The following is a 24,104-nucleotide window of genomic DNA, read 5'->3' as shown; positions in this document are numbered from 1 at the left end:
AACACGACGACGGATGAACAGCCCGTTGAACTGGTCCCGGCGGACCGCGCGCCGGGGACACGCACTGGCGGCGGCGGTGGTCCTCACCGCCGCCGCCGTCCTGTCGTTGGCGCTCTCCCACCATGCCCCGGCAGCAGACCCGACGGTGACACCGCAAGCCGTTGCCACGCCGAACTCGCCGTCGGTGCGTCCGCAGGAACCGCCGGCGACCACCGAGGCCGCGGCGGGCAGCGGGATCTCCACCGCCGACAACCGGCCGAGCACGCCATCGCAACTGGCCGGCCCGGCCGTGCGACTGCCGCAGGGTGGCACGGCGCGACTCGTACGCCGTGATGTCGGTCCGGACGGCACCCTGCCCGTGCCCGACTCGGTGGGCGAGGCTGCGTGGTGGGGGGTGAGCCTGGGCGCCCGGTCAGGAGCGGCGGTCCTGGCCGGGCATGTGGACTGGCGGTCGGCGAGCGGCCCGTTCGCCGAACTCTGGCGGGCCGAACCTGGTGAAAGCCTTGACGTCGTCGACGAGCACGGGCAGACCCGCCGGTATCGGATCGGCGAGGTACACACACTGTCGAAAGACGACCTGCCCCAACGCGCGCCCACCCTGTTCGGGGAAGAAGGACCTCACCGCGTCGTGCTGGTCACCTGCGGTGGTCGATGGCTCGGTGCGAGGATCGGCTACGAATTCAACCGCATCGTCATCGCCTACCCGAACTGACCGCGGCGGAGCCTGCCCCCCGCCCCGCTCACCAGAATCGTCGGACCTCAGGACGTGGCACCAGAGGGCAGATGTGTTCGGGTCTTCGTTTGCGGGGGCGCGACGCGGGTGCCGGCCGCTCAGGGCCGTCCCGGCCGGCTCGGCCCCACCACCGGCGACCATTCACGTACCGACGTCACTTCGACGCCGGGGGTGGTGTAGTACGAGTCCTCGGCGAGGATCTGCTCCACCCGCGCCCGGTCCGCGATGAAGACGAGCAGGGCGCCCGAGTCGTCCGCCCAGGGGCCCGAGGCGAGTACTTCGCCCGCCGCGTAGAGGGCGTGCAGCCGTTCCCGGTGGGCCGGACGGGCATCGAGGCGCCGCGGATCGTCGGTGAAGCTGAGTTCGACACAGATCATGACCCGTACGGTAGGCGGCCGACGGTCGCCGCTGCTGTATCGCGGGATACAGTCCCCGGAATGACGGATCAGGGCCTGGCCAGGGCGCCGATGTTCCGTACGCTCGACGACGCCCGGCTCGACGAGATCGCCCGGCGGCACCCGGCGCGGTCGGTTCCGGCCGGCGTCCCGCTGACCCGCGCCGGCGACCCGGCCGAACATCTTCTGGTGGTCGAGAGCGGCAGCCTGTCCGCCGCCCATGACGGCCGGGACGGGTCCCGGGTACGGTTCGCGACGGTCACCGGGCCAGCGGTGGTGGACAAGGCGGCGGTGCTGGCCGGTGGCCGACACACGGCGACCTGGACGACGATCACCCCGTGCCGGGTTCGCCGGCTCCCGGCGAGTCTGTTGCGTCACCTCATCGACACCGTGCCGTCGCTGCGTGACCACGTGTTGCGCCACCTGTCCGAGCAGGTGAACCAGGACCGGCGGGCCATGATCCGGCGGGCCTCCGGACGCCCGGTCGTACGGGTCGCGTCCTGGCTCCTCGAGACCGGCCGGGGGAGCACAGGCCGGGTCGGGTTACCCGGCTCCCAGGAGGGTCTCGGCGAGGAGATCGGCCTGTCGCGGGTGAGCGTCAACCGCGCGCTACGGGACCTCGCCGCGTCCGGCCTGGTCCGGGTGGAACCAGGATCGGTGGTGGTGCTCGATCCGCCGGGGCTCGCCGCGGTTCGGGCCGGCTGAGCGGGCCGGTTGGCGTCCCCCGGGTGCGGGGAACTGCCGGAGCGTCAATCGAGGGCCGTTCTGTCGAGGTAGCAGGTCCATGCCGCTGACAGTGGCCGGCGGACGTGTTGCCACCGGGGGCAACCTTTGCTCTGCCCGAGGGACGGGGGCGGCGTGCGTCCGGGAGCAGCTACTGTCGATCATGAGCTCTGTGGACCGTGCGGGGCAGCGCCGACACCCAACGGATGCCATAGTGCCGGCATGAAGGCTGACCTACGCAGCTACCTGAAGGGCGGCCGCGACGCGCTGCTGTGGAAGCTCGACGGGCTCAGCGAATACGACATTCGGCGCCCGCTGACCCGGACAGCCACCAACCTGCTCGGTCTGGTGAAACACTCGGCGGTCAGTGAGGCCCTCTACTTCGGTGTCGTGTTCGGCCGGCCGTTCGAGCAGGCGCTGCCTTACGTCGGCGACGGAGCGGAGACCAACGCCGACATGTGGGCGACCGCGGATGAAACCCGCGAGGAGATCGTCTCCCTGTACCGTCGCGCGATCGCTCACGCCGACGCCACCATCGAAGCCCTTGCACTGGACGAGGTCGGCCGCGTGCCGTGGTGGGGCGACGCAGCGGTCACGTTGCACCACGTCATGGTCCACGTCATAGCGGAAACACAACGGCACGCCGGCCATGCTGACATCGTGCGCGAACTCATCGACGGCGCGGCCGGGCTGCTGCCCCGGAACGACAACCTGCCCCCCGCCGGCGAGTCATGGTGGCTGGATTACCGCCAGCGAGTGGAGCAGGCCGCCCTCGACGCCAGCAAACGCAGCATCTAGATCGGTGATCCCGCCACCGCCCCGGCTCAGGGAGCCGCGGCGAAGTCACCACCCACGCTTCATCGGTCAACTCACCACGATGCGCCACCGGCAGATCGTCAACGATCGTCCACGACAAGATCGGCAGGACACGCCACAGGCCGGCCGTAGGTGACGGCTTCGCGGACGAGCTTCGGCGCCCTTTCCGCAAGCTGCGCGTCCGGCCGTGCACCCAGCGCGTCGTTGATGGTGGAGAACGCCAGCCGGAACGCGATCCAGGTCGTCGCCTCGAAGATCTCCTGTTCGCTGAGACCCGCATCGCGCAGGCGGTCCAGGTCGGCCTCGGTCGTGGCATTCGGATCGTGGACGACCTGGCGGGACCAACCGGCCAGGGCGACCTCCCGATCGGACAGGTCACTGTCGACGCCTTGCAGGACCCTTGCGGCGGTGGCCTCGTCGCTGAGCTCGGCGAGCCTGGACCCCCAGGCGAGCGCACAATATGCGTCGCCACGGGCGGCGGCGGTGGCGGTGACCATCACGGCTACCTCCCGGCTCGACAGGCCGGATTCGGCCAGCAGGTCGGCACGCAGAGCCTGGAAGGACGTGAGCACGTCAGGACGCCAGCACCAGACACGAGTGAGGTTGTTGACGTACCCGTCGGAGATGACATCGGCGTCGTAAGCGGCAGCGACCGCCGGACCATGCGGTGGATCAGCGAGGAAGAAAGCCGGACCGTTCATAGAGGTCAGTGTGCTCCGCGCAACGATCGCCGCCCAACGACAGATCAACGACAGGCGTCTGTGGTTGGCAAGGGGGCGGGCAATGCTCGGCGCACTCGTCACGGTGTTCGGCGGATCGTCCTCTGCCCCGTCGGCGTGTCCGCCCTGACCGGTGGATAACGAGCATCGTCCGGTGAAAGGCCCGGACGGCGTGGGGTGGAGGATCGCAAGGTCGCGCTGGTCAGCTGCCTCGAACCATGTTGTCCGTACGAAATTCGGCTTGCCGACGCGCGTGGGATCCCATACCGTGCCTTCGGCACCTCCCGGTGCGCAGGCAACGGATACTCCGCTCATAACGGGGAGACGCGGGTTCAAATCCCGCCGCCGCCCTCTGGCGGTGTCGACCAGCGGCCCAGGTCACCTTGGCCCGCAGGGGCCAGTCTCCGTCGCCGCTTCGATCTCGGGAGGCGCGCACACCGCAGCCCGGTGCGCAGAAGACGGATACTTCTAATCTATGGGTCAGGGGTTCGAGTCCCCTCCAGCCTGCAAGGGCTGGTAGCTCAGATGGCAGAGCAATAGGCACTTCCGTCGTCGACTCTTGATCTCGGGCACGCGGCGTGACCTCTGCCCATGATCACGGGATGGCTAACTCTGTTGCCCGACCACAGTCGCCGCGGTTAGCGTCACGCACGCACTTCCCGGTGCGAAGGTGACGGTTACATCTTGGAGGGGCCCCACGGCCTCGGTGAAGAGCGCGTCCGTCACCGGCTTCTGATCTCGGGAGGCGCCACCACACCGCACACCCGGTGCGCAGGCAGCGGTTACTTCACGGATCCGCGGGTTGGGGGTTCGAGTCCCCCGAGGCCTTCGGGCTGATAGCTCAATCGGACAGAGCAGCGGGCATAGTCCGTCGCCGACTTCTGATCTCGGGTGTGCGCGGTGGTGGCGTCTCCTCGTCTTCGACGGGCATGGGGGCGTCATGGGCAAGTTCAACTTCAGGCTGCGCCAGAACCGGCACCAGGCCGATGAGATGGTGACCGCCGAGGGAGCGCCAGGGTTCGCCCGCGAGCCGCGCGCCGAGCTCTTCCTGCTGAGTGTGTCGAACATGGTCGGCGAGGACACTTTCTACGAGGACGCCGCCGGCCGGGATGCTCGGTTTCGTGACTTGATCGCCGCCGTCGCGGTCACCGACCCCGACTGGTTTGCGCGGTTCGTACCCTGGCTGCGTACTGGTGCGATGCTGCGTTCGGCGGCGCTGGTGGCGGCCTTGGAGGGCGCTCGTGCGCAGGTCGCTGCGGGTGTTCCGGGTTCACGCACGATCGTGGACGCAGCATTGCAGCGTGCCGACGAGCCGGGGGAGGCGCTGGCGTACTGGCTGGGCCGTTATGGTCGGGCGCTGCCGAAGCCGGTCAAGCGGGGAATCGCCGATGCCGTCGCGCGGCTGTATCACGAGCGCAGCCTGCTCAAGTACGACTCCGAGGGCAGCGCGGTGCGGTTCGGTGATGTCATCGACCTGACCCACCCGGCGGCGAAGGACGAGCGGCAGGGCGACCTGTTCCGGCACGCACTGGACCGGCGTCACAAGCGCGACAACCCGCCACCGGCGTCGCTGACGACGTTGGCGGCCCGGGCCGAGCTGATGGGTATGCCGGTCGAGCGGCGCCGGGCTGTCATCGACCCGGCGGTGCTCGGCGCAGCCGGGATGACGTGGGAGGCCCTCGCCGGTTGGCGGCAGACCGCCATGGACGCTGCGGCGTGGGAGGCGATAATCCCGAGCATGGGTTACCTCGCGCTGCTGCGTAACCTGCGTAACTTCGACCAGGCCGGTGTGAGCGACGCCGTCGCCGAGACGGTCGCGCAGAAGCTGGCCGATCCGGGCGAGGTCGCGAAGTCACGGGTGCTGCCGATGCGTTTCCTGTCGGCGTACAACGCCGCACCGAACTTGCGGTGGGCGTACCCGTTGGAGAAGGCGTTGCAGCATGCGCTGGTGAACGTGCCGGCCCTGGACGGGCGGACCCTGATCCTGATCGACACGTCCGGGTCGATGACCAGCTCGTTCAGTAAGGACGGCACGTTGCGCTGCTGGGACGCGGCCACGGTGTTCGGCCTCGCGCTGGCCGCCCGCGCGCAGGACGCGACGGTGGTGTCCTTCTCCAATGCCAGCAGAGTGTTCCCTGCCGTGGCGGGTGAGTCGGTGCTGGCGGCGGTGCGCCGGTTCAAGGACGGCGGCTACTTCTACGGTGGCGGGACCGAGACCGAGAAGGCGGTGCGGTGGCACTACGACCGGCATGACCGGGTGGTCATCCTCACCGACGAGCAGGCGCACTGGCACGGCTCGGAGGATGTGGCGGCGGCGGTGCCCGCGCGGGTGCCGGTTTACACCTGGAACCTGGCCGGCTACCGGGTCGGGCATACGCCGGCAGTCGGCAACCGGCACACGTTCGGCGGTCTGTCCGACGCCGCGTTCGCGATGGTCCCGCTCATCGAGGCCGGGTCCCGCGACCAGTGGCCGTTCTGACGTCCGTTGCGGCGTCGGCCTGAGCAGGCCGACGCCGCACGTGGCGCAACCAGTTGTCGATGGCATTGGCCGTTGTGTCGGGCGATCCCGTTGGGCGGCCGCGACGTGCTGCGCTTTCACGGGTGTGCCGATGCGGGGACCTGGCTCAGAAAAGGCCGCCGAAGGTGTGGCCGGTGAGGCTGCTCGGCCAGGTGGTGGGGTGCCAGGTCGGCGACCGGTCGCCCGGCGACGACGGCTCCTCGGGCGGCCACGGATCGGGGCGGCCGGCCCGTTTCGCGACGACCCGGAAATGCTTGCGCTTGTACTCGGGACCTCGCTCCGCGAGGACGGCGCGTAGCTTCGTGCCGTCCGGGTCTTCGCGGTCGTACCGTTCGAACTGCTCGGTGAGGAACAGCAACGGGAGCAGGTCCTGCTCGTCGTCCTCGGGCAGGTAGCCGGCGTCGACCACGGCGGCGACGGCCTCCCGCTTGAGCTTGAGAGCGCGATCCAGGATCGCCCTTCGCATCCATCGGCGTTCGAGATCGTCGACGGAGGGGTCGTCTGCCGGGCCGAGGTCGCGCAGCGACCGCCGCACGGCCGCGGCCACGTCGTCCGGCAGGTCCGTACTCAGGATCGCCAGGACCCGGCGGACGACGACGTCCAGCTTGGTTCTCGGCTCACCGGCGGAGCACGCCAGTTGCAGGACTCGCCCGTCCGGATCGGCTTCGCGATATTCCGCGAACTGCCGGGTGAGCAGCAGGAAGGCAGGCACCAAGGCGGGGTTGGCCGGCCGGTACCCGGCATCGCGGGCTGCGGCAATGGCTTCGGGGTCACCGTGCAGCGCCCGGACACACACCACCGCGGCGCCCTCGCGGGACGACAGATCATGCAGCGCGCGGCGGCACCGTTCGTGAACCTGTTCGGGCAGCCAGGTGCCGAGATACTCCAGCAGCCGCGGGGCCAAGGCGCGCTCGTCGAATGCCGGCAGCAGGTCGAGCCGGTCCTTCAGCAGCGCGAGCAGAGCCAGGTCGATGTCGTCCGGCGCGGCGGGTGGCCGGGGCAGGTTCGGGTTGGCACTGACGATCTCCAGGAAGGAATTCGGTTCGCCTCCCAGCCACAGGTCGCACCGCGTCTCGTGGCCGGGCGGCGCCACGCCGACGTAGGTCGGGCCTGGCTGCGCCCGGAACCGGAATTCTATTTCGAGGGCGTCCAGCAGGCCGGGCTGGTCGGTGACGGACAGCAGGCCAGCCAACCGTTGACACAGTTCGGGGTCAGGGAAGCTCAGCGCGGCGTCGACCAGTTCTTGAACTTTCGGCTCACCCGTGTAGACGCCGACCGGCGGGTCCACGGCGGTCTGCGGGAGACAGGCAGTCAGCCGGACCTGCGGCTGGTACGGGGACGTGGGGTCGGCCTCGAGCAGGAACTCCAGCACCGGAGCTACCCGCTCCGGCCGCTCATGGGTGCCGAACCTGAAGTCCGCCTCGATCAGCAGGAACCATGCACCGCGCCAGACCTCCTCGCGCTCGGCTCCACCGGCCGCCCACCACCGGTCGATCCGCTCACGGGCCCGTCTGTCACGCTCGTAGAGGGCGGCAGCCAGCACGTCCTGCACGCGTTTCTTTGCTCGCCATCGGCCGAACGGCATCTATCTATGATGCGTCGCTCGCATATCGAAGGCCAGCGACTTGTTCGTCCCGGTGATCTTGACCAGGCCGCTGTTGCTCGGGGGAATTCAGTCGACGTACGCGTGACCGTCTCTCGTCTCCCGCGGGCGCTGGCGTACCCGCTGGAACCGCTGCCCGAGCCGCCTGCTCTGTGCGGCGGGTGATGGCAAACCGGTGTGAACCCTCCTGCTGACCAACGGCCGCCGGCCGTACACCTGCCGTTGGCCGGCCTCGGCTAGCTTTCGCTGAACCAGGCCAAATCCACAGGAAAGTAGAGCAACATGAGCGCAATCCTCATCAAGATCGGTGTGGAGGTCCTTGCCAGCGTGCTGGTGGGCCTCATCGTGACGCTCGCCAAGCGGGCGTTTCGCACCGCCTGACCGCCCGGCTCACCCCGCGAGACCCGTGAGTCGTTGGCCGGACGCTTGCGGTGTCGGAACCCGGCCCACCGCGGTTGGGCTGGCAGATTGCACCTCTCTGCTGGTGCCCAGGCAGACGCGTACCTGGAACTGGTTGAGGATCTCGTCGAACGACTTCTCCCACCGGCTCGACGGGTCGGCCCGGTGGTCGAAGGGCACCTCGTCCCACTGCTCGACGACGAAGCCCGCGATGAGCGCAACCAGCACTGCATCCGTCGCGACCGGTCCTCGCTTCCAACCCGACCGTGGGAAACCTTGTGGCTCTGACAAGCCGCTCATGACGGATTGGTGGCGAAGATCAGGGGTCTGCAGCCATGGTCTTCGAGGTTGTGGTCGAGGGTTCTCGGGAAACATCTGGCCCCCACGGACCAACCCCTAACTGTCTGGAAAGTGCTCGGCCCGCGTCGGGTGTACGACGCGGAGGAGACCTCGCGTGACGGGCTCGTCAAGGAGCCGTGGAAGCTGGCTGCCGGAAGGCTGGCAGCCTGTTCAGGCGCCACGCCGGGACATGAGCGGTAAGTCGCGGCCGGGCGGGCTGAACCACTCCCGAACGACCAGGGCGAGCACGAAGGCGGTAAGTAGGCCGAGCGCGGCGAGCGCGGGCAGAATCGCGGCGGCGGGTATCAGGAGGAGGGCCAAGCCGACCACGACGATCTGCCGCCAGATGGAGTAGCCGACAGTCACCTTCAGGAAGATCAGCCGGGCACCGAAATACAGTGCGGTCCCGCCGAACAGTGCCACGCTGTCGATCAAGCTCGGCTGCGTCTCGGCCCCGCGCCGGACCGGCTCGTGCGCCAGTTGATCAAGGACTTGCTCGATGCCCAAGGCGATGTACAGGACACCGATGACCATCGGGAAGTGAACCAAGCTGTACGCATTGACCGCCATTCGATCACGGGCGGCGCCGTGAATCCTCTGCAACACCTCTGCGGCCCCCACCGCCGAATTCTCGTAGTACAGCCACCACATGCAGATCGTGACCACGAGACCCAGCAGCGCCGCGAGGATCACAGAGCCGCGAACAATTGCCAAGCCGACGCCGGAGTTCACCGAGATCAGGGACTCGCCCAACGCGATGATCAGAACCAGGCAGTGCCGCTCCGTGAAATGGCCGGGGCTGCGTAGCGTCCACGTGCCGAAGGTGGAGGACAGGAAAGCACCGGCGTAATCGATCACGATCGCTGCCGTCCAGAGCGCTATCTGCGCGGTGGCACCGAGCAACGCGCCGGCGATCAGCGGCACCCAAGCGATCAGCGACACAATGAGGTAGATGAGCAGAGCGTGCTTGCGGTTCGCTTCGGCGATCGAGAAGAACACCACGAAGTGCACGACCCGCAGCGCTATGTAAGCGCCGACCAGCAACAGCGGCCCGGTCACGGATCCACCCCGCGACGGCCAGGCGTTTGGAATCACCAGCGCGGCGACGAACACGACCCCCATCGCGATCGTCGTGCCGGTGCGGATCCGCCCGACATCGGCAACGGCACTGTTGCCCAACCAGGTGTAGTTGCTCCAGCACACCCACAGCAGCGCCAGGACGATCAGACCCTGACCCAGTCCGAGAGGCGTGAGTCGATCATCCATGAACGCGATGACCCGGGTGAGCGCGAAAACGAAGACGAGATCGAAGAAGATCTCAAAGAGCGTCGGCCGATGGGTCTCCTCGGTGAGCACCGGCGTCCTCGATCGGAAGAACCCCGATCGGGTGCGCCGGGATCGCGAGTCCTGCATGCTCTCATCCTCTGCGACGGTCTGCCCCGGAATGGTGCGAATCGTGATCGGCGCCGTGCTCGTGGCGCGGACGCAGCACGCCCGGCACGAATCGCCGGAGCAGGTGCGCGGGTGGCTGGCGACCTGGCACACCACAGGCATCTGGCTGGACGACCGACTACTGGGCATGGTGCGGACCCGTCGCATCGACACCGACCGGCACGTAAGTAGGCGCGCCGTCGTGCCTTACCTGGGAGGCCAGGGGCTGGGCTGGTGGCTGCCCGCACCGCCGAGGCCGCCGCCGCCCCCGACTGCCGTCGCATCCTGCTCGTCCCGGGGCCAAGAGCCTGCGGAACATCGACCTCTACCACAGCGAGCGATATCAACCGCCAGGCGTTTCGCCCCCAACACATCCCTCGCCCGGTCGACGACGCCACGAAGATCCTCGCCGTCGACCGGGTGCCCCGACCCCGTTCCTGCCCGCCGGCCGTCAGGCGCAGATCAGGTCGTCCAACAGTGCCATCTCCCGCTGCATGACCGCCGGTGCCCGGTCCGGGTCGGCCAGCACGGTGGCCCGGTAGAAGACCGCCGAGCGGTGCCCGTCCGGCGTGATCGCGTTGAGAGTGCTCACCCCGGGCATGTCGCCGAAGTGTGCCCAGTAGCCGCCGCACCGGTTGGGTATCCACATGATGCCCAGCCCGTACGCGATTCCGGGCCGGACTTGCTGGACCGTCTCGGCCAGCACGGTTCGGTGCAGCTCGGCCATCTGTCCCGGCCGCAACAGCTGGCCGCGCCCCAATGCCTGCCAGAAGCGGGCCAGGTCGTTGGTGGTGCTGACCAGGCCGCCGGCCGAGGCGGCCACGGTTGGATTGAAGACGGTCGTGTCGACCAGCGAACCGCCCGGGGTGAACTGCTGGTATACCTCGGCGTGGGGCTGGGGCAGCGTCGGCCGGTCGCCGGGGTAGAAGGTACGGGTCAGGCGCAGCGGCACCAGGATTCGGGCGTGCACCTCGGTGTACCACCGGTGTCCGGTGACCCGTTCGATGAGCATCCCGGCTACCAGATAGTTGGTGTTCGAATAGCTCCAGTGCGTGCCGGCGGCGAACAGTGGCGGGTGCTGCATCGCCATCGCCACCAGTTGCGCTGCGGTGTAGTGGTCGAACCGGTGCTCCAGGAACTCGTCGGCCGATTGCAGCGCGGGGAGGTCACCGGTGGGGTCGTAGAGACCGCTGGTGTGCTGCAGGACCTGGCGTACGGTGACGCGACGGCCGTCGTTGCCGTTGCCGTCGACGACACCGGGCAGCCACTGGTCGATCGGGTCGTCCAGCCTGATCCGGCCCTCGCCGACGAGTTGTAGCAGCACCACCGAGACGAAGGTCTTGGTTTCGCTGCCGATACGGAAGTATCCGTCGACCGGCATCGGTGCGTCGGTGTCCAGGTCGGCGACGCCGCTGCGGGCCACGGTCGTCCGGCCCCCGTCGCGGACCAGGCCCTGCGTTCCGGACACGCCGAGGCCGTGCAGTTCGTCGAGGCCTTGCTGTAGCCCCGTGACCGTGGATCGGTGGTCCGGGGCCGGCGGGGCGGCCCACCCGACCCCACCGCCGATCGCCGCGGCCAGCACCGCGCCGGCCGTCGCGGCCGCCACGGCCCTGCGCCACCTCACCGTTCTTCGGACTGCGGAACGTGCGTTCACGTCGAGGCTCCTTCCGAGGGGAAAAGCGTGCCTCGACCGTATGAAGGTCGCCGATGGCTGCACCAGCCGGAGAACCCGAAGCCCGACATGGGGCTAGCCCCCCTACCTGTACCTCTTCGGCATTCCTGGACAGGCCCGGTTCTGGTTCGTCCGCGACGAGCCGGCGCTCGGTGCCCATGGCGCGGTGGTTCTCGCTGGCACCCGCCCGTCTCGCCTCCGAGTCGGGGCAGACGCTGACAGGCGACGTCCTCTCGTCCAGCAGCCCTGACAACCTGATGGCGAGCCTGCGTGCTGCCGGAATCGCCATGGTCGCTGGCCTCGCCGAATTGTCGAGGCTGCGGGGCAGGGCGTCATGCCCCGGTACCTCCTGGTTGCCGTACGATCGGCGCCATGTCCGAGCCGCTTCCGCGCTGGCGTGAAGAGACCTGCGTCGTGTGTCCCGGCCAGCAGCTCGGGCCGGGTCAGTTCGACGTGGCCGACCGGCCCGGACCCGACTTCACGTACCGCCCGAACCTCGGGTGGCGCGCCACTACCGACGGCGTCGCCGTCTGCGTCCACCCTTACCGGGTGAGCCTTCCACCCGGCCGGTACGCCTCAGCCGGCGAACCGATCCCCGACCAGGCGCCCCGGCCGGCACCGACACCGGAGGCTCTGGAGCTGCCCGCCGACGTGATGGATCTGGAAGGCTGGATCGTCGCCGTGCTGCGGGCCGCACCCGTCGACCAGATCTTCAGCGCGTCCGCCCGTGCTGAACGGCTGGCCACAGAGCGGTTCGGAGCGAAGGCGACGGTGGAGGCCCTGCGACGGGTGCTGCCGACGGAGTTGGCTGCTCGCTTACCCCAGCCGTGACCGGCTCCGGCTGATCAAAGACGGCCGGTCCGGCGAGGCTCACAGCTCTCGCCGCAGACAACAGGGCCGCTCCAGGTAGCCGCCAGAGGACGTCACCGTAGGCGACCCGTACTCTTCCGCATGCAGTATGGCGGTAACCTGCCGCCGCGTCGGGCGCATCCGTCGACCGGCACGAGCACCTGCCGCCCGCGTCAGCCTTTCGTGCACGGCCTGCACGCTGCCGCGCCGCGGCGTGCCGATTCGTCCGACGTCCGTCCCCTGATCGGCGCGACGGATCCTCGTCCGCGTGGCGCTGCGTCAGTCGTGCACCAGGCGCCGGGCAGCGGAGGCGATGTGGTCGGCGTCGATCCCTGCCCAGGCGAGCTGCTCCTTGCTCGACCCGGAGCCCGGCATGCCGCGTACCGCGAGATGGGCGAGGGCCGGCAGGGTGCGCCCGTCGGCGACGAGGCTGTCCTTGACCGCCGAGCCGAGGCCGCCCTCGGCGCGGTGGTCCTCCGCGACGACGATCCGTCCGGTGGTGGCCGCCGCGGCGGCGATGGCCTCGTTGTCGATCGGTTTGACCGAGTAGCAGTCGATGACCCGGGCCCGGATCCCGTCGCCCGCCAGGGTGTCCGCGGCCGCGAGACAGGCGTGCAGGGTGACGCCGGCGCCGATCAGCGTCACCTCGTCCTGGTCGGACGAGCGCAGCATCTTGGACCCACCGACCGGGAAGCTCTCTCCGTCGGGGTAGAGCACCGGGTACTTGCCGCGGGTGGTGCGCAGGTAGCTGATCCCGGGAAGGACGGCCATCGCCTGGGTCAGGGCCACTGTGCTGGTCGCGTCGCTGGGGTAGAGGACCGTCGAGCCGTCCAGCGCGCGCATCATCGCGAGGTCCTCGAGACCCATCTGGGACGGTCCGTCGGGGCCGATCTCGACGCCGGCGTGCGAACCGACCAGGCACAGGTCGACCCCGGAGACGGTGCCCATCCGGATGAAGTCGTACGCCCGGGTCAGGAACGCGGCGAAGGTGGATGCGAAGGGGCGGTAACCGCGAACCGCGAGCCCGGTCGCCGCGGCCACCATCTGCTGCTCGGCGATGAACATCTCGAAGTACCGTCCGGGGTGGGCGCGCGCGAACTCGAAGGCGTACGTGGAGTTGCTGACCTCGCCGTCGAGGGCGACGATGCGCGGGTTCTGGGCGCCGAGCGCGACCAGGGCGTCGCCGTACGCCTTGCGGGTGGGCACCTTCTGGCCCAGGTCGTACCGGGCGGGCGTCGCCGGTTCGGTCGGTTGGGTGGTGACGGGACGGGCCGCCGGGCCGCTGGTGGGGCTCGAACCGTCGACGGAGGACGGCTCGGGCCGTGGCCCCCGCACCGTCAGGTGGCGTTCGCCTCCGAGTTCGCGGATGGCCCGCTCCGCCATGTCCGGTGGGAACGGCTTGCCGTGCCAGTCGTTGCTGTCCTCGACCTCGGAGAATCCGCGCCCCTTGATCGTCCGGGCCAGGATCACCGTGGGTCGGTCTCCGCTCGGGTTCGCGGCCGTGGCCATCGCGTCGTCGATGGCGGCAAGGTCGTGGCCGTCGACGACGAGTACCCGGGCGCCGAACGCCTCGGCCCGGTGTGCGTACGTGTCGAGGTCCCAGCCCAGGTCGGTGGGGCCGCGCTGGCCGAGCCGGTTGACGTCGACCATGGTCACGAGGTTGGCGAGCTGGTAGTAGGAGGCCTTGTCCAGCGCCTCCCAGATGGAACCCTCCGCCATTTCGCTGTCGCCGCAGAGCACCCATACCCGGTAGGGCAGCTTGTCGAGGTACTTCCCGGCGAGGGCGATTCCGACGCCGTCGGGCAGCCCCTGGCCGAGTGAGCCCGTGGCGACGTCGACCCAGGGCAGGGCGGGCGTGGGGTGGCCCTGCAGGCGTTGCCCGAACCGGCGGTAGCCCTGCATCAGCTCGTCGTCGGAGATGGCCCCGGCCGCCTTGAACAGCGAGTACAGCAGCGGGGAGGCGTGTCCCTTGGACAGGATGAGGTGGTCGTTCGCGGGCGAGCGGGGGTCATCCCAGTCGTAGCGCAGGTGCCGGGTCAGTAGGACGGCGAACAAGTCGGCAGCGGACATGCCGGAGGTCGGGTGTCCGGACCCGGCGCTGGTGCTGGACCGGATCGAATCGACCCTGAGCTGGGCGGCCACGTCGGCGGCGGTGTCGAGGCCGATGGTGGCGGTGGGCGCGGTGAGGGTCACGGTGCCTCCTGTTACTGCGCGAACCGGATGCTGCCGCCGCGCTTACCCCCGACGGCCTCGATCAGACGTCCATCGGCCTGCCGTGCCCGCGCCGGGATACCCGCCCTGAACGCCTTCGACATCGCCTTCGAGGACGTCCGGCGCAGGCCGAAAGTGATTCGCAGTATTCGGGAGTACGGCAACGACACACGGGATCGGCTCGTCGTACTCTGCTGCCGAGGTGTCGTAGCGACCGGAGTTGCGCCTCGGGGTGAAGTGCTGTGGCGGAGGCCGCGCGCATGGATCTGGCAGCGCGCGGCGAATTTTGTGCTACGGTTACCGCGTTGCAGTTTTGATTTCCGTTGACGTTTCGGCGCCTGATGGGTCATCCAGAACCCGCAGGCGCTTTTTTCGTTCTCGTTTTCGTGTCGTTTCCGACGCGGGTGATCAACGCGGCGGCGTACGAGTCCGCATAGTGCGGTCTCCAAGAGCCTGCGAAGGAGTAGACATGGCTACAGGTACCGTGAAGTGGTTCAACGGCGACAAGGGCTTCGGCTTCATCAGCCAGGACGGCGGCGGCGACGACGTCTTCGCCCATTTCTCGGCGATCTCGGCGAGCGGCTTCCGCAGCCTTGAGGAGAACCAGCGGGTGGAGTTCGACATCACCCAGGGTCCGAAGGGTCCGCAGGCGTCGGACATCCGCTCGCTCTGATTCACGTTCTGCCGCGGCGGCCTGACTGGTTCAGCAGGCCGCCGTTTGGCGTCTCATCGCAAAATTCCGCGCAGATAGGCGGAGTGGAAAACCTCGGTATTCAGGTGGGCGCCGGCCCGCCTCCGCTATCTGGACACCGCCGTCGACCTGCGCTCCGCCGCCCCGCCGCCTGAGCGGTAGCCGCCGGTCACCTTCGCAACGAGCGATCCTGTCCGCTTGAGCGAGTGGTGCCATGGTCTCCCCGACGCCACCGCCGGGGAGACCAGGAGACTTCGCCGACCGTGGCTCCAACGCCGTACGAGGGAGGGGCTTGGTGTGCGGGTACCACCTCGTTGTGCCGACAGCGAGAGGTGGTCATCCCAACCGTCCGACCCTCTGGGCAGCAGGGGAGCCTTTGGTGCGGTTCAGCCGGCCCGGCGTGCGGCGTGTTCGGCGCGGGCCGGTGCGCCCACGTGGTGCAGGTACTGCAGGGCTTCGCGGTACGAGGTGATCAGACTGGTCTGTTCGTAGGCGACACCGATCTCGGCGCAGTACGCCTGCACGATCGGCTGGGCCTTGCGCAGGTTGGGCGTCGGCATGCCGGGGAACAGGTGGTGCTCGATCTGGTAGTTCAAACCGCCCAGCGCCGCGTCGGTCAGCCAGCCACCACGGACGTTGCGGGAGGTCAGCACCTGCTTGCGCAGGTAGTCCTCGTCGCCGGTCGGGTGCGGCATCCCCTTGTGATTGGGTGCGAAGGTCATGCCGAGGTAGACGCCGAACAGCGCCTGGTGAACGAGCAGGAAAGCGATGGCCTGCAACGGCGAGAGCACGATCAGCAGTGCCGAGAGGTAGCCGACGGCGTGCAGGATCAGCAACGCGCTTTCCAGGCGCGGGCGCTTCACCAGGCCGTTGCGCAGCGACTTGATGCTGGAGACCTTCAGGTCGATGGCGAGCAGGGTCAGCAGCGGGAAGAACAGCGCGGCCTGATGCCGGGTGACGAAACCCTTCAGCCCACGCCGGCCCAGGGCCGACTCGGTGGCCCAGATGAGCACCTCGGGCGCGACGTCAGGGTCGAGGTCATCATGATTGGGGTTGTTGTGGTGACGGGTGTGCTTGTCCATCCACCAGCCGTAGCTCATTCCGACGCCGAGGTTCCCGGCGATCCGCCCGGCGACTTCGCTGGGACGTTTGGTGCGGAAAACCTGGCGGTGCGCCAGGTCGTGCGCCACGAGGGCGACCTGGGTGAATGTGACGGCGAGGAACGCGGCCGTCACCAGCTGCCACCACGACGAGCCGATGACGACGAACGCCGTCCAACCGCCGAGCAACATGAGCGTGACGACGCTCAGCCGGGCGACGTAGTACGCGGGTCGCCGCTGCATCAGCCCCTCGCCGTTGATCCGGCGGGACAGGACGGCGAAATCACTGCCGGTCGCTGTCCGCGGCGGCTCCATGGTGATCGTCATGTTTCTATCAAAGCGCCTGACATCGGATGCGTCAGGAGCGCTACGCCCTCCGGCATGGGGGTGCTGGCACCACCATGCGAGCCAAGCACTGGCGGGCACAATATGATCTGTGGAGATGGTCGTGGCGGGCGGACGGACGGGCCGATGGGTTCGGCGCGGTGTGCGCTCGGGGTTGGGCGGCCTGGCCGCGATCGGCCTGGCGCTCACCAACATCCCGCTGCTCGTCGTGTCGCTCGTCGCGCTGGCCCTGGCACCGGTGCCGTTCCTCGGGCTGGCGCTGGTGCCCTGGACGATGACGCTGGTTCGGATGCGCGCCGATCTCGAGCGAAGAAGTGCCTCGCGCGCCGGTGTACTGGTGACCCGTCCGTACCATCCGCCCCCGGAACGGGCCGTGGCCGGTGGCTGGCGGCGCTTCCGGTGGACGGTGACGGACCCGGCCACCTGGCGCGACCTCGCCTGGCTTGCGCCGGGCGCGATCGTCGGGTTCACGCTCGGGACGATCGGTGTGGTCGTGCCGTTGTACGGGCTCGCGGGTCTGACACTGACACCGTTGTGGATCTGGCTCGGCACCGGCTGGTACGGCTACGGCGGCATCTGGTCCATCGACACGTTCAGCGCCGGCTTGCTCTGCGTACCGCAGGGCGCCGTCATCCTCGCCGCCGGCCTGTGGGCGGCGCCGTGGCTGCGTCGCGTCGATGCCCACTTCGCCCGGCTCTTCCTCGCGCCCACCAGGGCCGCCGAGCTCCGGCTGCGCGTCATGCAGCTGACGGTGACGCGTGCCGGCACCGTTGATGCGCAAGCGGCCGAGTTGCGCCGCATCGAACGCGACCTGCACGACGGCGTCCAGGCCCGGCTGGTCGCGCTGAGCATGGTGATCGGTCTGGCCGACACACTCATCGACCGGAACCCGGCCGAGGCCCACAAGCTGCTCGCCGAGGCGCGTGAGTCCGGGGTCGCGGCGCTGGACGAGCTGCGGCACCTCGTGCGTGGTCTTCACCCACCGGTGCTCGCCGAACGGGGACTCGGCGGCGCGGTCCGTGCGCTCGCGCTCAGCCTGCCGGTGCCGATCACGGTCGACATCGAGCTGCCGGGACGGCCCGACACGCCCGTCGAGTCGGCCGCGTATTTCGCGGTCGCCGAGGCGCTGGCCAACATGATCCGGCACAGCCGCGCCCACACCGCATCGGTGTCCATGCGTCACGCTCACGGTGCGTTGACCATGGTGGTCACCGACGACGGTGAAGGAGGCGCCGACCCCGCCGCCGGCACCGGTCTGCGCGGTATCGAACGTCGGCTCGCCGCGTTCGATGGCACGATCGCACTGTCCAGCCCGCCCGGGGGCCCGACCGTCATCACCATGGAGTTGCCGTGCGCGTTGTCATCGCCGAGGACCATGCCCTCCTCCGCGACGGGCTGACCCGGCTCCTGCAGGCCTTCGACTTCGACGTCGTCGCAGCCGTCGACAACGGTCCGGCCCTGCTGCCCGCCCTGATCACACACAAGCCCGAGGTGGCGGTCATCGACGTCCGCCTTCCCCCGACATTCACCGACGAGGGTCTGCAATGCGCGATCGCGGCGCGCACCCAGATGCCCGGCCTGCCGATCCTCATGCTCTCCCAGCACGTCGAGCCCCTGTACGCTCGCGAACTACTCAGCACTCCGGACGGGGGTTTGGGCTACCTCCTCAAGGATCGGGTGTCCAACGTCGGCGAGTTCGTCGACGCCGTCCGCCGGGTCGCCGCCGGCGGCACCGCCATGGACCCCGAGGTGATCTCGCAACTACTCGCCCGCCGCGAGCCACTGGCGGTGCTCACCACCCGCGAGCGTGAAGTGCTCGGCAAGATGGCTGAAGGGCGCTCCAACGCCGCGATCGCGGTCAAGCTCCGCATTACCGAGAAGGCAGTGAGCAAACACATCAACAACATCCTCGCCAAGCTGGACATGCCGCCCTCCGACGACGACAACCGTCGGGTCCTCGCCGTTCTGGCATACCTCAACGCCTGACGCCCGCCGCCTGACGCCGCACGACGGGCGACCGGCGGCGGGCGGCGGGACCGGCGCCGTTGGCGCCACGGGAGCGTCGTCCCGGACGGCGTCCGCTGACGGCCGTCCGGGCTTTTCCGACGCGTCCCGTCGGACAGGTCGCGGGTCAGCTGCGCAGGAAGGAGAGCAGATCCTTGTTGATCCGGTCCTGAAGCGTGGCGGTCATCCCGTGCGGCGCGCCGGGGTAGTAGATCTCCTGGGCGTTCGCGACGAGTTCGGCGGTCTTGTGTGCCGAGTCCTTCACCGGGACGATCTGGTCGTCCTCGCCGTGCATCACCAGGGTGGGGATGTCGAACTTGGCGAGGTCGTCGCGGAAGTCCGTTTCCGAGAACGCCTTGATGCTCTCGTACGCGTTCTTCATCCCGGCCTGCATGCTCCAGAGCCAGAACTGGTCGAGGATGCCCTTCGACACGGTGGCGCCGGACCGGTTGGCGCCGTAGAACATCTGCGCCAGGTCCTGGTAGAACTGCGACCGATCCTGGAACAGTTGCGCGCGCAGGTCGTCGAAGACGCTGATCGGCAGGCCCTCGGGATTGTCCGGGCCCTGCACCATGATCGGTGGTACTGCGGAGATGAGCACCGCCTTCGCCACTCGGCCGGTGCCGTGTCTCCCGATGTAGCGGGCCACCTCGCCGCCGCCGGTCGAATGCCCGACGAGCGTCGCATCGGTCAGGTCGAGGGCCTCGATCACCGCGGCGAGGTCGTCGGCGTACCCGTCCATGTCGTTGCCGGCCGAGGCCTGGCCGGAGCGGCCGTGCCCCCGGCGGTCGTGGGCCACGACCCGGAACCCGTTCTGGGCCAGGAACAGCATCTGGCCGTCCCACGCGTCCGCGCTCAACGGCCATCCGTGTGAGAACGTGACGACCGGCCCACTGCCCCAGTCCTTGTAGTAGATCTCCGTGCCGTCCTTCGCGGTGATGAACCCCATGCCTTCCCCCCACCTGGTGAGCCGGTGACCGACGTCCGACGACCTCCGCCATCGGTTCACGCCGTGCCGGGCGTACTCAGCCCGTCCACGCGGTGGTTCCCCATCCGCCCGGCTTTTCACGAGCGGGAGTGCGACTGACCTTCGCCATGTCCTTGACGGGCGGATTGCCGCTTGCTGAGACACGCGCTCTTAGCGGATTGTCACCGACTTCCCGACCGGGGTGCGCGCGTACTCGGTGCCGCCCTTGAAGTCCAACCAGCCGTCGAAGTACTCCTGGCCGAGCTCGTTGAGCGTGGCGTCGTGGATCGGGAACGCCCGCGTCGGCCGCACTGCCCGCACGAAGTCCAACGCCTCGCAGAGCTTGAGCCAGGGTGCGGCAGCCGGCACGAGCAGCGTCGCGACCGGCGACGGCGGGACGAACGGTGAGTCGCCCGGGTGGTAGACCGTGCCGTCGACGACGAAACCGACGTTGGCGCAGCCGGGCAGACCGTCGTAGATCTCGGCATGTGCCCCGCCCACGACGCATGCGCCCACCATGGCAGGGACGGTCCGAAGGGCGGGGCTCTGTGTGATCAGGCTGTGTCGGAGATCAGGCTGTTCCACAGCGTGACAACCAGTTCGAACGGCGGGTCTCCATCACGCATATCGGGGTCATCCTGAATGCACTGCCGCCACCGACTCCAACTCCCGCCGCATGCAGGTTCCGCCGCCTCGTCAAGGGGCCGATTTCAGCGCGGTGGGGTGGTGTTGCCGAGCCCGGCACCGCAGCGGAAGCGCGCCGAGACCACGTGTCACGAGGTGCTCCCAAGGTGACAGTCGCGTAACGGGCACTTCTCAACAACGCGTTGTTGATCTTAGATTTCGGCGACCGTCACCACAGTGGCAGTCGGCATCGAATGTGGAGGACAACTACGTGCCACAAGTAAACCCATCCGTGCCAGGTCGGGTCAGACGCGGCCTCGTCGGCATCCTGGCCGGCGTCGCACTGACCGCGACAGGCCTGGCGAGCGCGCCGGGGACAGCGGCAGCGGAGACTGCTCCGGCCGGCAGCGGAGCGACCGCCCGCTACCTCGTCCAGCTCGCGGAGGCGCCGTTGGCCACCTACGCCGGCGGCGTAGCAGGCCTGGCGGCGACCAAGGCGACCCCCGGTGGCAAGCTCGACCGGAAGTCCAGCAGTGCCAGGGCCTACAAGGAGTACCTGCGCCAGAAGCGCGAGACCGTGCTGACCGGCGCGCGGGTCCCCGCCGGCAAGGCGGACGTTGCCTTCGACACCGCCTTCAACGGCTTCGCCGCCGAATTGACCCGTACGCAGGTCGCCCGGCTGCGTGCCACCCGAGGCGTACGAGCCGTCTACGAGGACGTGCAGGTGCACGCCAACACCGCGGGAACATCGGACTACCTCGGGCTGACCGGCCAACAGGGTGTGTGGCAGCAGCAGTTCGGTGGGTCCGGCCGTGCCGGTGAGGGCGTCATCATCGGCGTCATCGACAGTGGCTTCTGGCCGGAGAGCGCCAGTTTCGCTGCGCTGCCCACTCCGCGCCCGGACCAGGCGACCATCGACGCGAAGTGGAAGGGCACCTGCGACGTCGGTATCGAGGCGCCGGTCACCTGCAACAACAAGGTGATCGGGGCGCGCTGGTACAGCGGCCTCGCCGAGCTCTTCCCCGACGAGTACTCCTCGCCGCGTGACCGCAACGGGCATGGTACCCACACCGCGAGCACCGCGGCGGGCGACTACGGGGTGCCGGCCACGATCGGCGGCCAGTCCATGGGTGCGATCTCCGGGGTGGCGCCGGCCGCCCGCCTGGCGATCTACAAGGCGCTCTACGACAACGGCGTCGGCTCGGCGAGCGGCAGCGGCGTCGATATCGTGCACGCCATCGACGACGCGGTGGCCGACGGCGTCGACGTCATCAACTACTCGGTCGGCGACGACATGGAGAGCTTCACCGCGATCGAGGAGGCGTTCCTCAACGCCGCCGCGGCCGGCGTCTTCGTGGCTGCGGCAGGGGGGAACGCCGGCCCCGAGGCCGGCACGATCGACAACTCCACGCCGTGGGTGACCACTGTGGCGGCCAGCACCATCGATCGCCAGTTCAGCCGGACGCTCACCCTCGGCAACGGCAAGACCATCACGGGCGTGGGTGTGGGCGCGGCCGGCGTCGGACCGGCCCCGCTGGTCTCGGCCAAGGCCAGCGCGGTGGATCCCGGTGCCGGCCAGGCTGCGGAGCTGTGCCAGGACGGCACCCTCGACCCGGCGAAGGTCAAGGGTGCGATCGTGTTCTGCAAGCGTGGGGTCACCGACCGGGTCGCGAAGAGCGCCGCCGTGGCGGAGGCCGGCGGCATCGCGATGGTGCTGTACAACGACGGCGTGAACTCCCTGGACGCCGACCTGCACGCGGTGCCCACGGTGCACATCACCGACGCCGCCGCGCGCCCCATCGCCGACTACATCGCCGCGGGCGGTGCGACGGCGACGCTCTCGGCGGGCTTCCTGACCACGGTCGAAGCGCCGGAGATTGCCGGCTTCTCCTCGGCGGGACCGTCGAACATCAACGACGGCGACCTGCTCAAGCCGGACATCAGCGCCCCCGGCGTGAACGTCGCGGCGGCGTTCTCCCCGGCGATCGGCGGGCAGGACTTCGCCCTCGAATCAGGTACGTCGATGGCTGCTCCGCACATCGCGGGCATCGCCGCTCTGCTGCGGGCCCAGCACCCGAGTTGGTCGCCGTCGGCGATCCGGTCGGCGCTCATGACGACCGCGGTGGACACCACGGACAAGGGAAACCCGATCAAGCTGGGTGACGCGGACGCCACGCCGTTCAACTACGGTGCCGGCGAGGTCCACCCGGGCGATGCGTTCGATCCGGGTCTCGTCTACGACTCCACCGAACAGGACTGGCAGAGGTACCTGTGCGGGCTGGCCGCGAAGGGCTACTCGGTGCCCGCCGACGACTGCGCTACGACCGGTGCGATCGAGACGAACCAGCTGAACTACCCGTCGATCGCGATGGGCAACATGGTCGGTACGCAGACCGTGACCCGTACCGTGACCAACGTCAGTGACCGGGCCAGCACCTACACCTCGGACGTGCGGGCACCCGCCGGTTACTCGGTCAAGGTCACCCCGGCGAAGCTCTACGTGCGGGCTGGCCGGACCGCGAGCTTCAAGGTGGAGATCACCAACAGGGCCGGCGCGTTCGACACCTGGGCCGACGGCTCGTTGACCTGGCGCGACCAGTTCCAGCACCACGTCAAGATCCCGCTGGTCGTACACAACACCGGGCTGATCGCCCCTGACGAGATCACCGGCACCGGCACCTCCGGCAGCTTCGCGATGACCGCGCAGGTCGGCTACCGGGGCGTCCTGGCCGCGCAGCCCATCGGCCTGACCGCGGGAACCAGTACCACGACCACCCTGCACGGCGATGTGCCGCTCTGGGACTCCCGCTCCCCGGACAACCTGCCGGTACCGCTGCCCGCGTCGCTCTACCGGGGCACGGTGCACGTACCGGCCGGCACGGTCAATCCGCAGATCCTGGTGACCGGGGCGAGCCCGGGCTGCACCGAAATCGACTGGGGTGCTGACCCGTTGCCTCCCTGCGCGGATTTCATGATCGACGTCTACGACAGCGCCGGCAAGGTGGTGACCGTCGTCTACGGCGGCCCGACCGGTGCCAACGTGGTGTTGCCCGGTGCCGGGGACTACACGCTGGTCATCGAGCAGCTCTACACCCTCAACATGCCGGTCGGCCAGGAGGACAACACCTACACCATCACCACTCTGCTGCCCGGTGCGCCCGGTAGCGCGGACGGCAAGCTGACCATCGCCCCCGAGAACCGTTCCGTGCAGGCGGGTGCCGAGGCGGATCTGACGCTGCGCTGGTCCGGGCTCACCCCGGGCCGCCTCTACATCGGCGCGCTGGTGCTGGGCAACGGTGACGGCCCGCTCAAGACGCTGCCGATCGCAGTGCGGTCGTAATCTGCACGTTCCGCACCCACGGCGGGGCGGGTCGGCGAGGTGCGCAGGCACCGGCCGACCCGCCCTGCCGTATCTGGGGCCGGCGTCATTCCGTCGGGAAGGCGCTGGTAGGACGGCCTCGGCCGCGCTTCGCTGCCCTGTACCTCGTCGGTGCGGGCTGTCGCACGGGGCCGAATCGTGGCAGCGAGGTGTTCCTGGTCCGTTGCGCACGGCTCTGATCCGCGCCGCGATGGCATCGGCATCGCTCTGGTGAGGCCAACTCGGGTGCCACCGACGGCCTGTGGCCGGGGCCGGCCTGGTGAGCTCTTGGGCAGAATCGAACAAGCAGCCGTCGGGTGCCGACGGATTTTTGCTGGTCGATGAGCCTTTGATCGTCGCTGGGTCAAATTGGTGTTGCCTGATCGTTGTGGCAGTACTGGCGCGGAGATTGCGTGAGTACGCGCCCGCCTGCTCGTAGCGGCCGGCCGGATGTGAACACGAGGATCCCGACCGGCGGCGAAACTCCAGGACCTCGGACCGTGACAGATCGTCTCGTTGACCCCGGCCAGTGGCCATTGTTAACGTTAACAACTCCGTCCACTTAAGAGGAGACCGGCAGTAGCCCGATTAAGGAGAATCAATTGAA

Annotated in this window: 19 protein-coding genes and 2 pseudogenes; 11 read left to right on the top strand and 10 right to left on the bottom strand. The window is 68.9% G+C overall.

What is annotated here, in order from left to right:
- The first annotated feature begins 13 nt into the window (after positions 1-13).
- Positions 14-712, top strand: coding sequence for a class F sortase (locus AB0F98_RS16205; protein ID WP_357735233.1), 699 nt, complete (start codon positions 14-16; stop codon positions 710-712).
- A gap of 119 nt (positions 713-831) precedes the next feature.
- Here AB0F98_RS16205 and AB0F98_RS16200 read toward each other — a convergent pair whose 3' ends face one another.
- Positions 832-1,110, bottom strand: a complete 279-nt coding sequence (locus tag AB0F98_RS16200; protein WP_357735230.1) for a YciI family protein — start codon at positions 1,108-1,110, stop codon at positions 832-834.
- 60 nt (positions 1,111-1,170) lie between these two features.
- On the opposite strand from AB0F98_RS16200, the gene AB0F98_RS16195 reads away from it, so the two are divergent.
- Together AB0F98_RS16195 and AB0F98_RS16190 are read left to right on the top strand one after the other, a co-directional pair.
- Positions 1,171-1,833 carry a Crp/Fnr family transcriptional regulator gene (locus tag AB0F98_RS16195; protein ID WP_357735227.1) on the top strand — a complete coding sequence of 221 codons (663 nt, stop codon included), beginning with the start codon at positions 1,171-1,173 and terminating at the stop codon, positions 1,831-1,833.
- A gap of 240 nt (positions 1,834-2,073) precedes the next feature.
- A complete protein-coding gene (locus AB0F98_RS16190) occupies positions 2,074-2,649 on the top strand; it encodes a DinB family protein (RefSeq protein WP_357735224.1) in 576 nt (191 codons plus the stop codon).
- 98 nt (positions 2,650-2,747) lie between these two features.
- On the opposite strand, the gene AB0F98_RS16185 is transcribed toward AB0F98_RS16190, so the two are convergent.
- Positions 2,748-3,701: a hypothetical protein gene (locus tag AB0F98_RS16185; RefSeq protein WP_357735221.1), complete on the bottom strand. Its 954-nt coding sequence runs from the start codon at positions 3,699-3,701 to the stop codon at positions 2,748-2,750.
- 625 nt (positions 3,702-4,326) lie between these two features.
- Between AB0F98_RS16185 and AB0F98_RS16180 the strand changes: the two genes are divergently transcribed.
- Positions 4,327-5,865, top strand: a complete 1,539-nt coding sequence (locus AB0F98_RS16180) for a TROVE domain-containing protein (protein ID WP_357735218.1) — start codon at positions 4,327-4,329, stop codon at positions 5,863-5,865.
- Between the two features lie 145 nt (positions 5,866-6,010).
- Here the strand turns inward: AB0F98_RS16180 and AB0F98_RS16175 are convergent, their stop codons facing one another.
- The 3 genes from AB0F98_RS16175 to AB0F98_RS16165 form a co-directional block, all read right to left on the bottom strand.
- Complete coding sequence (locus tag AB0F98_RS16175) at positions 6,011-7,489, bottom strand: hypothetical protein (protein ID WP_357735215.1); 1,479 nt, start codon at positions 7,487-7,489, stop codon at positions 6,011-6,013.
- A gap of 408 nt (positions 7,490-7,897) precedes the next feature.
- Complete coding sequence (locus AB0F98_RS16170) at positions 7,898-8,134, bottom strand: hypothetical protein (RefSeq protein WP_357735212.1); 237 nt, start codon at positions 8,132-8,134, stop codon at positions 7,898-7,900.
- 282 nt (positions 8,135-8,416) lie between these two features.
- On the bottom strand, positions 8,417-9,601 hold the full coding sequence (locus AB0F98_RS16165; RefSeq protein ID WP_357735209.1) for a low temperature requirement protein A: 1,185 nt from the start codon (positions 9,599-9,601) through the stop codon (positions 8,417-8,419).
- 136 nt (positions 9,602-9,737) lie between these two features.
- On the opposite strand from AB0F98_RS16165, the pseudogene AB0F98_RS16160 reads away from it, so the two are divergent.
- Positions 9,738-10,041, top strand: a pseudogene (locus AB0F98_RS16160) (GNAT family N-acetyltransferase); the annotation flags it as partial.
- An 86-nt stretch (positions 10,042-10,127) separates the two neighbouring features.
- On the opposite strand, the gene AB0F98_RS16155 reads toward AB0F98_RS16160, so the two are convergent.
- On the bottom strand, positions 10,128-11,282 hold the full coding sequence (locus tag AB0F98_RS16155) for a serine hydrolase domain-containing protein (RefSeq protein ID WP_357735206.1): 1,155 nt from the start codon (positions 11,280-11,282) through the stop codon (positions 10,128-10,130).
- A 154-nt stretch (positions 11,283-11,436) separates the two neighbouring features.
- On the opposite strand from AB0F98_RS16155, the pseudogene AB0F98_RS16150 reads away from it, so the two are divergent.
- A pseudogene (locus tag AB0F98_RS16150) lies at positions 11,437-11,535 on the top strand (ATP-binding protein); the annotation flags it as partial.
- Between the two features lie 185 nt (positions 11,536-11,720).
- Positions 11,721-12,179 carry a hypothetical protein gene (locus AB0F98_RS16145; protein ID WP_357735203.1) on the top strand — a complete coding sequence of 153 codons (459 nt, stop codon included), beginning with the start codon at positions 11,721-11,723 and terminating at the stop codon, positions 12,177-12,179.
- Positions 12,180-12,476: 297 nt separating this feature from the next.
- Here AB0F98_RS16145 and AB0F98_RS16140 read toward each other — a convergent pair whose 3' ends face one another.
- Positions 12,477-14,390, bottom strand: coding sequence for a transketolase (locus tag AB0F98_RS16140; RefSeq protein WP_357735200.1), 1,914 nt, complete (start codon positions 14,388-14,390; stop codon positions 12,477-12,479).
- A 487-nt stretch (positions 14,391-14,877) separates the two neighbouring features.
- On the opposite strand from AB0F98_RS16140, the gene AB0F98_RS16135 reads away from it, so the two are divergent.
- Positions 14,878-15,081, top strand: a complete 204-nt coding sequence (locus tag AB0F98_RS16135) for a cold-shock protein (RefSeq protein ID WP_357735197.1) — start codon at positions 14,878-14,880, stop codon at positions 15,079-15,081.
- A gap of 404 nt (positions 15,082-15,485) precedes the next feature.
- Here AB0F98_RS16135 and AB0F98_RS16130 read toward each other — a convergent pair whose 3' ends face one another.
- Positions 15,486-16,526 (bottom strand): acyl-CoA desaturase, encoded by a 1,041-nt coding sequence (locus AB0F98_RS16130; RefSeq protein ID WP_357735194.1) that lies wholly within the window; start codon positions 16,524-16,526, stop codon positions 15,486-15,488.
- Between the two features lie 115 nt (positions 16,527-16,641).
- Here AB0F98_RS16130 and AB0F98_RS16125 point away from each other — a divergent pair, with 115 nt between their 5' ends.
- A complete protein-coding gene (locus AB0F98_RS16125; protein ID WP_357735701.1) occupies positions 16,642-17,943 on the top strand; it encodes a sensor domain-containing protein in 1,302 nt (433 codons plus the stop codon).
- Positions 17,895-18,530, top strand: coding sequence for a response regulator transcription factor (locus AB0F98_RS16120; RefSeq protein ID WP_357735191.1), 636 nt, complete (start codon positions 17,895-17,897; stop codon positions 18,528-18,530). The genes AB0F98_RS16125 and AB0F98_RS16120 overlap by 49 nt, the downstream gene beginning before the upstream one ends.
- 145 nt (positions 18,531-18,675) lie before the next feature.
- On the opposite strand, the gene AB0F98_RS16115 is transcribed toward AB0F98_RS16120, so the two are convergent.
- Positions 18,676-19,497 (bottom strand): alpha/beta hydrolase, encoded by an 822-nt coding sequence (locus tag AB0F98_RS16115; RefSeq protein ID WP_357735188.1) that lies wholly within the window; start codon positions 19,495-19,497, stop codon positions 18,676-18,678.
- Positions 19,498-19,686: 189 nt separating this feature from the next.
- On the bottom strand, positions 19,687-20,034 hold the full coding sequence (locus tag AB0F98_RS16110) for a hypothetical protein (RefSeq protein WP_357735185.1): 348 nt from the start codon (positions 20,032-20,034) through the stop codon (positions 19,687-19,689).
- Between the two features lie 397 nt (positions 20,035-20,431).
- Between AB0F98_RS16110 and AB0F98_RS16105 the strand changes: the two genes are divergently transcribed.
- Positions 20,432-23,479, top strand: a complete 3,048-nt coding sequence (locus AB0F98_RS16105; protein ID WP_357735182.1) for a S8 family serine peptidase — start codon at positions 20,432-20,434, stop codon at positions 23,477-23,479.
- The last annotated feature ends 625 nt before the right edge of the window (positions 23,480-24,104 follow it).

Source organism: Micromonospora sp. NPDC023737 (assembly GCF_040639715.1).
Classification (GTDB): domain Bacteria; phylum Actinomycetota; class Actinomycetes; order Mycobacteriales; family Micromonosporaceae; genus Micromonospora.
This window is presented reverse-complemented; position numbering and strand designations above follow the sequence as displayed.